The sequence below is a fragment of the Rickettsiella endosymbiont of Aleochara curtula genome (assembly GCF_964030935.1).
Classification (GTDB): Bacteria; Pseudomonadota; Gammaproteobacteria; order Diplorickettsiales; family Diplorickettsiaceae; genus Aquirickettsiella.
The window spans coordinates 629174-642149 of the sequence record NZ_OZ034990.1; the positions used below are offsets into that span (position 1 = coordinate 629174).

Annotated in this window: 7 protein-coding genes; all 7 read right to left on the reverse strand. The window is 34.4% G+C overall.

Annotation, left to right across the window (positions count from 1 at the left end):
- Window positions 1-79 precede the first annotated feature (79 nt).
- Window positions 80-1063, reverse strand: coding sequence for a glycosyltransferase family 2 protein (locus AAHF87_RS02715; RefSeq protein ID WP_342146851.1), 984 nt, complete (start codon window positions 1061-1063; stop codon window positions 80-82).
- An 86-nt stretch (window positions 1064-1149) separates the two neighbouring features.
- Window positions 1150-3261, reverse strand: a complete 2112-nt coding sequence (locus AAHF87_RS02720; protein WP_342146852.1) for a DUF6311 domain-containing protein — start codon at window positions 3259-3261, stop codon at window positions 1150-1152.
- 226 nt (window positions 3262-3487) lie between these two features.
- Entirely contained in the window at window positions 3488-5611 is a 2124-nt protein-coding gene (locus AAHF87_RS02725; RefSeq protein ID WP_342146854.1) for a DUF6311 domain-containing protein, read from the reverse strand.
- Between the two features lie 75 nt (window positions 5612-5686).
- Entirely contained in the window at window positions 5687-7435 is a 1749-nt protein-coding gene (msbA, locus tag AAHF87_RS02730) for a lipid A export permease/ATP-binding protein MsbA (protein WP_342146856.1), read from the reverse strand.
- Window positions 7436-7443: 8 nt separating this feature from the next.
- Window positions 7444-8889 carry a metalloprotease TldD gene (gene tldD, locus AAHF87_RS02735; RefSeq protein ID WP_342147864.1) on the reverse strand — a complete coding sequence of 482 codons (1446 nt, stop codon included), beginning with the start codon at window positions 8887-8889 and terminating at the stop codon, window positions 7444-7446.
- Window positions 8890-8951: 62 nt separating this feature from the next.
- On the reverse strand, window positions 8952-9731 hold the full coding sequence (locus AAHF87_RS02740; protein WP_342146858.1) for a hypothetical protein: 780 nt from the start codon (window positions 9729-9731) through the stop codon (window positions 8952-8954).
- Window positions 9732-9837: 106 nt separating this feature from the next.
- On the reverse strand, window positions 9838-12861 hold the full coding sequence (locus tag AAHF87_RS02745) for a YhdP family protein (RefSeq protein ID WP_342146860.1): 3024 nt from the start codon (window positions 12859-12861) through the stop codon (window positions 9838-9840).
- Window positions 12862-12976: the final 115 nt, after the last annotated feature.

Sequence of the window (12976 nt, forward strand, 5' to 3'; positions counted from 1 at the left end):
TTTTCAAATTTTAGGATAACTATTCAATATACTCCATAAAAGATTAAGTTATAATCTTACTAAAATATAGCGAAGATGATCATTCAACTTTATCAACAATACGAGAGATACTTTCCCTATTATTTTCTAAAACTGTATCAATAATATACATAGGCCTACGTTTAACCTCATCATATATACGACCAACATATTCTCCCATTAACCCTAAAAACAACAATTGAATACCCGAAAAAAAAGTAATTACTAAAATTGTAGTAGATAAGCCTGGCGTTAAATTCACCCCAATAATTTTTTGCAATAGAAAGAAGCCACCTAATAAAAATCCGAATAAAGCGATAAAAAATCCCAATATAGACATTATTTGTAAGGGGCGTGTACTAAAACTAATCAGGCCATTTATTGCAAGCTTAAGCGCACCAACATACCGATTGTAATTACTATTACCAAATAAGCGAGGCTCTCTATCAAATTCGATAAAAGTTTGGCGAAAACCTATAAAAGCAACTAACCCTCTTAAAAACCCATGTTTTTCATGCAATTGACGCAATTCTTCAATGACTCGACGCGTCATAATACGAAAATCACCTGTATTACGTGGGATCGGAACTTCACTTAATTTTGCAATTAACATATAACCTAAATATGCAATAGTTTTCTTTATCCATGGTTCGCCCTGTCGAGTTCGACGCGTAGCATATACAACTTCATATCCCTCCTGCAATTTAAGATATAAGTCTTTGATTAATTCTGGTGGGTCTTGTAAGTCTACGTCAATTACAACACATGCCTCACCTCTACAATGCAAAATTCCAGCGATCGTTGCAGCAGGTTGTCCAAATTTTCTAGATAACAAAATTAGCTTAATAGAGGAATTATATTCCATTTGATCCTGAATTATTTTTTCCGTTCTATCAGGTGAAGGATCTAAGCAAAATAATATTTCATATGTTATCTTCATACTTTGCAAAACAGGTTGAAGTCTTTTTAAGAAAGGGATAATATTCTTTTCTTCTTTATAAACAGGAATTATAATTGATAATTTAATAGTATTAAGATTTTCCATCTTTGAAACTTACTCCTTTATTGTCCATTAAAAATTTTTAATTTCTATCTATCAACAAACTGCTTCAGGTTGTACCTTTTTATAAACTAATTTGAAACTAATTTTAGTGAATAAATAAAAAGTCCCAATTTTCTGGTATCTTCACTTATACAAAGCTGTTTGGGAGAAACAGTTTTTTTAAATAAAAATTCAATTTTTATTATTTTATTAGAGCTAATAATTGCTTTAGGTATTTCAAGTTGAATAGGTTTTGGAACATTATGAAAATCATAAGCAATGTGTCCTAAAATTTTCTCATTAACTAATATATCTGTTTTTAAAATAGGATGTTCTTTATTTATAAAAGGAATAGCGTCTATCTTTAATAATAAATTTGAATTTGTAAGTCTGGATAGTTTGAGTACTAAGGTAGAATGATCTCCATTTGTCCATATTCCTTCTTTTTCAGGCACGCTCCACCCATTAATTAATACTAAATAATCATTAAAGTTTTGTTTACAGTTCTTAAATAAAATTGTAGTACCAGGAATATAGAGTTTATAGTTATCCCTATTAATCGCTTCTAACTGTTTCACAGGTTTCCAATTTGGTAATAATAGTAAAAAACCATCTGCTCTGGTTATTTTAGAAGGAATATTCATTTTGGTATGCAATATAATACGTTGCAAACCAGCATCTTTAATAACATAAAATGTATCTTTCTCAAGCTGACCATGAACAATGAGATCAACTAGCTTGGATCTGTTTTGATTTAATAAATCAATATTTGTACGTGCAAAATAACCAATATTAATATTTAATCCATTAAAAGCTGAATAGTTAACCAATGATACCCAATCTACTGGACGTTCCTCTGGTAAAACATATATAAGCTTTGTATATTGCTTTGCTGCATCTATCCAAACTGGAGATTTTAAAGGAGAAACATAACGCGGAGCATGACTTAGCCAATTTCTGAATTGATTGTATATGCCAGAAGAATCTATTATCTGTATTAGCAAACAGATAAAAATTAAGATTTTTGTAAATGCTTTGTTATAAACTTTAATTATTAAATAAAATATTCCAAGATAAATAAGATAATACATTGGCAAAACCATTCTGCCTGTTGCTCTAAAAATATTTGCGAATGCTGGCAGCTTGTATTGAAATAATTCATATTTGCCAAAAACAATTCGGTTTGATAATGCAAATATCATTAGCAAAAAAACTATGCTAACAAGAGGACTGATTCTTTTAAAATTAAAAAACAATATTTTTAATTTCCCTACTTCAATAAGTTTAAAAATTCCAAGCATGAATAAAAATAGCATTCCAAGACCTAAAAAACTGAACCCTTCAAAATCTCCTTCAGTATGAGCTTGCTTAGATAAAATATATGACCAACTATTGAATGCATCATCAGAAGGATCAATAAAAGAAAGTATATTCATACGGTAAAAACCTAATCCGCCTGCCTCAAAACTACCATGCAGCATAAAATATCCCGCCTGCCACATGAATAAGAGAAGTAATATCCAAGTAAAAATTATTTTTTTTATAATGTCTCCATTCGTTAACTTATGTGCAATTTTACGTTGAATTAAATCAGCTACCCACAAAGCTAGTAAAATGAGTAATAAATAAGGATGTACTAAACTCGATAAAACCAGTACTAATGGCCAAACGTAACTATGAAAACACTTTGAAAGATTTAACAAAATGGCGACTAAAATTAACCATTGACCTAAAAATTGCGGATGTCCATGTAAACGCCAGAGAAATGGCGGTGCTAACGTAAAAAAAATGCTACCGAAAATTTTAAACCCTATATCTTGAGTAATAGTTTCTATTAACTTCCAAGAAAAAATGGATTGCAAAATAAAACATAATAATACCCATAATCCCATGTATTGAAATGGGGTCGGAAGTATTTTCGAAATAATTTTAAATGCAAATGCAAATAAAAAAAGAGGTTCTGCATAAATAATCGATCCTCCCACTCCCATCCCATATGGAAAGTTAGCTCCTAAAGGATTTTGTAAAAGGGGTGTATGTCTAAAAAATTGCCAGGCAAATAAACCGTCTTCTGAATCACCATGTAAATAAAGCCAATCTATATTTCCAGGCCAAACAACTTTTCCTCCTGTAACCAAAATAAAAGCAGCAATTCCTAAAAAAATAGGCAATAATAAATCAAAATTTTTAAATTTGATCATAGAATATGCATTTTTGACCTAATGTGAACATTCCTAAATTAAGTTTTAACAAACTTTCCTTTAAATTATTTTTTAAGAGTTAATCAATTTAGTATTAATATGATATATTCCCTTATCTTATTATTATCTAAATTTAATCTTTATTTCCTTAAATTTTTATTTTTAAACGCTAATATATAAACATATTTATAAGTTAAAAAATCTTAATTAATTTTATTTACTTGAATTAAACTTTCTCCTTCAGTGACATTGATAAAATAAAAAGACCTAGTTTACGAGAATCGGAACTTAAACCAAGCTTAAAGGGAGAAATCGAATTTTTAAATAAAAATTCGATTTCTAATAGATTGTTTTTATCAATATTTTTTATTGGTATTTCTATTTGATTTATTCTAGAATAATTATTTAATTTGTAGGCTAAATGCCCAACATAATTATGATTAACTAAAATATCAAGTGCTAACTTAGGGTGATTAGAATTAATGAATGGCAAAGAATCTATAGTTAATACTAAATTAGAATGTGGTTTTTCAGAAAGTTTAAACATTATTATAGATCTATCTCCGTCAGTCCAAGTACCATTTACCTCCTGCCCGCTCCAACCATCAATCAAGATCAAATTTTCTTTTATATTATTTGTTTGAGCTAAAAAAGATACAATATTACCCAATTTGTATTCATTATTCACTCCACTCCAATTTAATCGCTCATTTTCAGTAGATTCTTCATTCCAATTTGGCAAAAGTAGGCCATAGCCATCTACATTAATAACTTTATAAGGAAGATTCATCTTAGTAAGAAAAATCATTTTTTTTATATTTTCATTTTTCATAACATAAAAAGCGTTTTTATCTAACTTACCTTGTAAAAGATTATTTAAAATTTTATTTTTATTTGCATAAAATCTTTCCATATCATGACGTGCGAAAAAACCTATATTAATTGCTAGATTATTAAAGGCGGCATAATTGACTAACGCTAGTGAATTAGGCACATAAATCTCTGGAAGTACATAGATAAGATTTTTGTATTTTTTAGCTATTTCCGCCCAAAGAGGTGAGTTTAATTCAGAAATATAAGATGGAGCATGATTAAAATTGTTTCTAAACTGAATATATACTTTTCTTGAATCAGAAATTTGTATAATTAATGCAATAAAAAGTAATAAGATAGCAGCTTGTTTTTTATAACAGTTCATTATTAAATTTAGAGTACCTAAATAAATCAAATAGAACATCGGTAATGCCATTCGTCCTGAAGCCCTAAATAAATTCACTATTCCCGGTACTTTATAATGAATTAACTCATGTCGGCCCCATGCAATGTGATTTGATAAGGCAAATAATAACAATAAAAAGGAAATTACTATTAAGGAATTTAATTCTTTTACTTTTAAAATTATATTACCTATTCGTTGTTGTATCATTAACTTACTTAGACCTATTATTATTAAAATAATGATTCCCAACCCTAAATAACTAAATCCTTCATAGTCTCCACCTGTATGTGATAAATCTGGTAAAACAAGAGACCAACTTTTACAATATGCATCGGTAGCATCTATGAATGCTAATAAGTTCATTCGAAAAAAACCAAACCCACCTTCCTCATAACCACTGTGCATCATCAAGTAACCTTCTTGCCAAATCATCAAAAACAAAAGAAAGCCTGTTAAAATAGTATGTTTTATTATTTCTTGATATGTTATTGAATTTACCAATTTTCTTTGTAATAAATCTGCTATCCATAAAGCTAATAACATAAAAAGAAAATATGGATGCACTAAACAAGCTGTAATCAGAATGACGGCCCAAAGATACTTCTGAAAACTATCAGATAAATATAATAATATGGCTGCTAAAATTAACCATTGACCTAAAAATGAAGGGCTTCCATGGAGGCGCCAAAGAAAAGGTGGTGCTAAAATAAAAAATACACACCCTAATAATTTTAATATAAAAACATTCGTTATTTTTTCTATTAATTTCCAAGCAAAAAGGCCCTGAAAAATAAAACACAATAATATCCATAAACCTTCATACTGAAAGGGAGTTGATAAGATTTTTGAAAATAGCTTGAAAGGAAAAGCAAAAAGGAAAAGTTGTTCTGCATAAACAATAGATCCACCAACTCCCATGCTGTAGGGATAGTTAGAACCTAATGGATTTTGTAAAATGGGCGTTTCTCTAAAAAATTGCCATGAAATTAAATCATTTGCTGTATCTCCATTCATATAAAGCCAATTGATATTAGCAGGCCAAACTATTTTTCCTCCGGTCACGAAGATAAATGCTGCAATTCCCAATAAAACAGGGACCCATAACAGATTATATTTATTTATTTTATTCAAGAAAAAATCCATTTATTAAACAAATTCTAATCATCCTTTTGTTCGATCAATGAATATTGTTTTTAGAAGTCTTAACTAATCCCTAAACTGCATACTGTAAAGTTTGGCGTAATAGCCATTCTTTGCGAGCAACTCTTGGTGTGTCCCTCTTTCTACGATGTGTCCCGCATCTAAAACTAAAATCTGCTTTGCTTTTTCCACAGTGGAAAGTCGATGTGCAATGACTAACGTAGTACGATTATGCATCAGTTCTTCTAGTGCGGCTTGAATATGACGCTCAGCTTCGGTATCTAATGCAGAGGTTGCTTCGTCTAAAATTAAAAATGGAGAATTTTTAAGTAGTGCGCGTGCAATTGCAATCCTTTGCCGTTGACCGCCTGATAGTAACACACCATTTTCGCCAATTAAAGTATTAAGTCCTTGTGGTAATTGTTCGATAAATTCCATGGCATGCGCGGCTTTAGCGGCACGTATTATCATTGACTCACTGACTTCGCTTAATTGTCCATAAGCAATGTTATGTGCAATGGTGTCATTAAATAATGTAACGTGTTGGGAAACTAAAGCAAATTGACTGCGTAAATCTTTTAGCTTTAATTCCCGAATATCAACACCGTCGACTAAAATTTTTCCTAAATAATTATCGTAGAAGCGCGGCAATAAATTTACCAACGTGGATTTTCCACTGCCTGAGCGCCCTACTAAAGCGATGGTTTCGCCGGGATTCATTGTAAAGCTAATATCTTGTAAAACAGGTTGTTCAGGTAAGTAGGCAAAACTAACGTCTCGGTATTCTAAGCAGCCTTTAAGAACATTCAGCGTGTGTGTCCCTTCATCTAATTCATTTTTTTCATCCAATAAACTGAAAATGCTGCCAGCTGCAGCAATTCCGCGCTGTATGATACTATTCACCGCGGCTAAATTACGCATGGGTTTTAGCAATAGTAGCATGGCCCCTACCATAGAAGTGAATCCACCCGCAGTAATATGTGTCAAATGTGAAATGGCTAAGTAGATAGTTATTACGGCTATACCGCCGGCAATCAGTTGCACGCCTGAACTGGCAAGTGAATTAGTCACCACCACTTTTAATTCACGAAAGCGATTGACGGTTAATAATTTTTTAAATTTTTTAATTTCATATTCTTCACCACCAAATGTTCGTATGACCTTATAGCCATCGATAACTTCTTCCGCCACTTGCGTCATTTCACTCATCGAATCTTGAACAGCATTATTTAAACTACGCATACGCCGGCTAGAATAACGGGCTATCCAGATCATGGTTGGAACGGTAATAAAAAACAATAGACTCAATTGCCAACTCGCCATTAACATTACCGCAATCAATCCAAGTACAAAAAAGCTTTCTTGCACTAAAGTAATTAAAGCATTGCTGCTGGCATTGGCTACTTGATCGACATTGTAAATAATCGTCGAAAGTAATTGACCGGAGGTGATGTTGTCATAAAATTTAGCGGGTAAACGTAATAATTTAATCAGTATGTCTTGCCGTATATTCATCACTACACTTCTTGCCACTCTGGCTAAGCAATAACTCGATGAAAAATTAGCTACCCCGCGCAATAAAAAAGCAAAGATTAAAATAAAAGGTAAATAACGGATAAAATGCTCGTCTTTGTCGACAAAACCTTTATTAAGCAAGGGTTTTAAAAACCAAATAAGTCCCGCATCGGTGCTCGCCAACAAAATAGTTCCGATGATTCCCAATAAAAACCAGCCTAGGTAATGGCGCAGATAATGTAGCAAACGTCGATAACTGGAAAACCCATTTTGGTTTTGCGATGTATGTTGTTGTGTCATATCTTTGATTAAATGGCTGTACCACCGACTGTTAAAGCATCTATTTTTAAAGTAGGTTGTCCGACACCTACCGGAACACTCTGCCCTTCTTTACCACAACTACCGATGCCGCTATCCAATTTGAGATCATTGCCGATCATAGATACTTGCGTTAACACATCGGGACCATTGCCAATTAAAGTCGCTCCTTTAACAGGTCGTGTCACTTGACCGTTTTCAATTAAGTACGCCTCACAGGCAGAAAATACAAATTTTCCTGAGGTAATATCTACCTGCCCGCCAGAGAAATTCACTGCATACAGTCCTTTTTTAACCGTTGCAATGATTTCTTGTGGAACATAAGGACCCGGTAACATATAGGTATTAGTCATGCGCGGCATGGGCAAATGTGCAAACGATTCGCGACGGCCGTTGCCTGTCGATTGGGTTCCCATCAAACGCGCATTTAATTTATCCATCATATAGGCTTTTAAAATGCCTTTCTCAATTAAAACCGTACGCTGTGTAGGTGTGCCTTCATCATCAATCGTCAGCGATCCACGCCGAAAAGGAATCGTTCCATCATCCACGACCGTGCAACCGGCTGAGGCAACGCGCTCACCTATTCGACCGGAAAATGCGGAACTGCCTTTACGATTGAAGTCTCCTTCTAAACCATGACCCACGGCTTCGTGCAGTAAAACACCGGGCCAGCCCGGTCCTAACACCACAGGCATACTGCCCGCAGGCGCTTTTACTGCATCTAAATTCAGAAGTGCTAAACGCACCGCTTCTTTTGCTAAGTCAGTGGCCACTTGATCTTTAATAAAATAACTATAATCGGTTCTTGCACCGCCACCAGCAAAACCTTGTTCGCGCATACCTTTATCTTCGGCGATGACACTAATATTTAAACGCACCAGCGGCCGAATATCCGCCGCCATACGACCATCACTATTAATGACCAAAACTACTTCTTGTGCACCGACTAAACTAACATTCACGTGTTTAATACGTGGATCGCAAGCACGAGCTACTTCGTCTATTTCACGCAGTAAGCTTAATTTCTGCAGTTCTGTCCAGGAGGAAATAGGATTAGTCGGTTGATATAATGGCTTTAAAAGCGAATTTTTCTGCCAAGCATGGATTTGACCCTGCTGCCCTGTTCTAGCAATACTCGCAGCCATCGTAGCGGCTGATTCTAAAGCGGGTAAAATAATATCATCGGAATAGGCAAAACCGGTTTTTTCGCCGCTGATGGCACGCACGCCAACACCCCGTTCGATATTAAAACTACCGTTTTTGACGATGCTATCTTCTAAAACCCAACTCTCTAACTGAGTGGCTTGAAAATAAAGATCGGCCATATCCACTTTAGGTGTTAATAAGCGACCTAAAATCACTTGTAACTGATTTTCAGTCAATCCAGCGGGGTCTAACAGTGTTTCACGGGCTAAGGTAAGAGTATTTTTCATCATGCCCGTCATCCTAACTTAGCTGAAGTCAGGATGCAATTTTAGGCTTGGAGTAAACAAATTTAATAGTTACTAATGCCTCTAACATAAGATTTATGAGTATTGAATTCACCTTCATTTGAATAACCATTTGGATAAGTAAAAAGGCCGCCATTTTGTATGTACGAAATTAACTCCTGACGCTCCTTTTCTCTCTCTAGTTCTAGTTTAGCTTTAATATTTTTTTTATCATCAGTTGTTAGATTATTGTTTAAGAATGTCCGGCTAATCGATCCTACATCAATGGTTTTATTTCGTTCAACAAACTCATACATTTTCGATAATAACGCTTGTCTAAAAATCGCAGGACTTTCTTTAACACACTGTTCTAATCGATTATAACCAATAACATCTGTGACAAAAATCTCTGGTATGCTAAAAAAATCGAAAGTTTCAAATAAATAATGCAAAATTTCATCTGCAGTAACCGGTTCTTTTACTAAAGCTGCGAATTTACGCAGTAATGTTGGAAAATACCAATTTAACCCTTCATGATCATATTCTGTTCTATTAAAAAACTGCTTTAGTTTGGCATTTTTTAATTGATATAAAAGATTGTCTGGAGATTTCTTTAACCAAATTGACAAAAACTCAACTGCATCGGAAAAACTTCGGTTTACATTAATACATTTTTGCAAAATAAATTTAAGATAGAATTTAAATTCTGTGCTAGAAGTATTTTTTAATTCGCTAAGTAATGGATTAACCAATCCTTCACCGGATTGACAATCTAAGCAATAAAAAAAATTATGCTTAGTTGGTTTCTTATTATATTTAAAATTTTTTTTCTGGGTTTCAAGCATAATCAGCTTTTGTTAGTTTTATATTGAAATCAGATTGTACGGGGGCGGTAATTTAGCGTAATAGTTAGTTTACGTAAACTATTTTATATTCTTCAATCTGAAATTTTTACGCCGATGTTTTGACTACATCGGGTTTGCTCCACGAGCCAGTAATGTGATAGGAAGTCTCAGCAATTTTCTGTACCGTAGAACCTAATACTGCATTAGCCAACCAAGCGACTACGCCAGCAACTGGACCACCGGCCAAGCCGACTATCACCGGTAAACTGGAGGTAAAATGCGGCACCACTTTAATGACTAAATCATAATCCTTATTCAGCATACCAATTCGGCCAGCAATACTTATCGAAGCAACGGGACCTTCTATCGTCACATCACGCGTGATGGCATTACCGTTTCTTAACGTAAAATTGCCTTGTATATTGGTAAAATCAAAACCTTTGGTTTTTAAATCACTAAAATCCAGCTGCAAGCGTTTAGTTAAACTTTGTATACTTAAAAAAGTAAGTAGTCGGCCAAAATTTAATTTAGCTTCATTACTGGATCCTATGTCAACTATCTGACCATTACTTGCATTAAAAGAAAAATGACCTCTGAGTTTAGTAAAGCTGAACTGATAGGGAGCCCCCTGCCAATTCAAATTAAAACGCATATGCGCTTGTTCGGCGACGATACTCGCCGGCAAACCCCAACTTCTTAAAAAGTTGCTTAAATTAGCACTGTCCAATTGTCCGATTAATTCTGTGGAGTTACGTTCTTGAGTATGCCAAGCCCCACTGGCTATGAGATGATAATTTGCATCGCCAGCATTTAATTCTCTTACTAACACGCCACCTAATATGGGATTTAATTTTAATTGTACCGCTCCAAAATTAATCTCCTTATAACGTACTTCTCTTGCGTTTAAATTAATTTTCGGTAATTGCTTGAAATTCCAAGTATTGGTTTCATTAGACTCAATCGACGAATCTAAATTGATAACGTCAAAATTTGCTAGGATAGGTTGTAAATTACTATTCGGTATCAAAACCGTTCCTTTGGCGGTTTGATTATCAATACTGAAACGCCAACCATTTTGTTCGGGTTTTAAATTGGTCAGGATATCATCATAATGAATAGTAATTTGCAGATTCGGTGTGGAATGAATTGCCAACTCTATGGGCTTCTTCCATAAAATTCCAGTTAATTTTTCCGCTGATACACCGTCCTGGTTAAAAGTGAAGGGTCCGGTTAATTGATCTAATTGAATATCATGCGCTGGAATTTTCAATTTAGCATTTTCTGTGTGTGCTTGGCCCAATAAATTTAATTTTTGTTTTCCTGATTCCAGAGGAATGGCCATTTGCAAACTAAGTTGTAAAGGGCCTGTCAGTATTAAATTTTTTAATTGACCTAGTGTTCCTTTTGCAAGCGGTGTAGCCACTAAAAAAGCTTGGCCTTTTTCTAAACGTGTATTCATTTCGCCGCTATCAATATGTAATACGGCCTGCACGTTTTTCTTAATAATGGGTATATTAGCTTTAATACTTTTTAAGCTTATATTCAGCAATTCTGCCGTATCGACTAAGACTTGCATTTGCCGACCCGAAAAAATAAGTTCTCCATCAACTTTTTTCAAACTTGGCCAAGCGTGCTGGTAGTTTAAATTAGCATCGGTTATTTGCGTATCAACTAAAAAAGTTCCGTTATGTTGATCGAAAGGAAATTGATTCACGGGTCCTTGTAACACTAAACTGCCTAAACCTGAACCTTTATTAATAGCCGTACTAAGCCAATGTTTAAGTTCTGGACCTAATAGTGTTTGCGGCAAATAATAAGCAATATGCGTCGAATTATGTATTTTCACATGGGCTAATAAACTTATTTGCGACTGACTGGCGAGTTGAGGAATTAACCAGGAAAACTGTGAATTAACCGCTATATCCTGATTAGTTGCTTCAAATTGTGGGGCTTGTACGATCCATTCCCCATTTTTTTGCTGCCAATTCACTTGACTGGTTAAGCTATCCAAATGTATCGGCGCTTTAAATAGCTTATTAAAATCTATGCTGCAATCATTGGCATGCACAATAATATTTCCCATCGCAGGGGTCATATGCAGAAAAGCGTCTAACCCTTGGACTCCTGGAATTTTTTGCCAGGCTTGCATACCAAAATCATGAACTATCGCATCAATACTCCAATTATCTTGCTGCGTAGTTTGCCAAAGTAAATGCGTGGAAAAAGGTGAAAAAGCCATGCTAGGTTGCTTATCAAGCTTAATTGATGCTGTCTGTAAACTACTGATCAAGGCTTGAAATTGCGTAAAATGATCAAATTGCCAATTGGCCCATATTTTAAAATTAGCTCTTGCGTTTTGCAGTTGCCATGTGGGTTTCCATAGCTTTAACCATCGATCCAGTAAAACATTTTCGCCATGTAAATAAATAGGTCCACTCAGATGATGCTGCGAAGAGGATAAGGGAGACCCTTTCAGATCGACTTTAAAACTAAATTCAGAAACTTTTTCTTGTACAAAACCTAAACGACCACTTAATTGATGTTGATCACCGCTGTTTTTTAATAGCAAAATTATTCGCATCGGTGGCCAAGTCGGACCTGATTTTGGGTAAAATTTTAAACCGACATTATCTAAACTTAATTGCGGTTCTGCTAAAAACCAAGCGATCAATTCATTCGTGGCATTCGAATTAGATGTGGAAGATTGATCGAATAATGTGCTAATTCCGGTAAAAACCAATTGATCATCTTTAGTTTGGTGTGCTACTAATTCAATCCCATTGACACTTATTGCCCCTAATTTAATACTTCCACTCACTAAGCTATGAAAGATATCAATCGCTATATTTAGCTGTCTTACGCTTAATAAAGGATGGGTCCGCGTGTCATCCCAAATTACGACATCAGTACCGTGAAAAATAGGTGTTAAACCCTGCCACGCTACAGAGAATTGCTTAATTTGTACCGGTTTGTGCAATACTTTAGCCGCTAAGTCAGAAACTCCTTGTGCTTGTTTGTTTAGGTAAGGAGTTAAAGCTCGTCCTGTAACGACTACCAGGGCAAAAAAAACGATACTACTCGTTAAAAATACGATGAGTAAGCGTGATAGTGAATACAGGAATTGTTTCATTCGATGAAAGCCAAGAAAAATGAATATCGAGCGCTAGCAGCTATAAAATACCAACATTTTAAACTGTAAAAATTATTAAATGCTTTATTAGATGATGGTGCGTCAACATACCTAT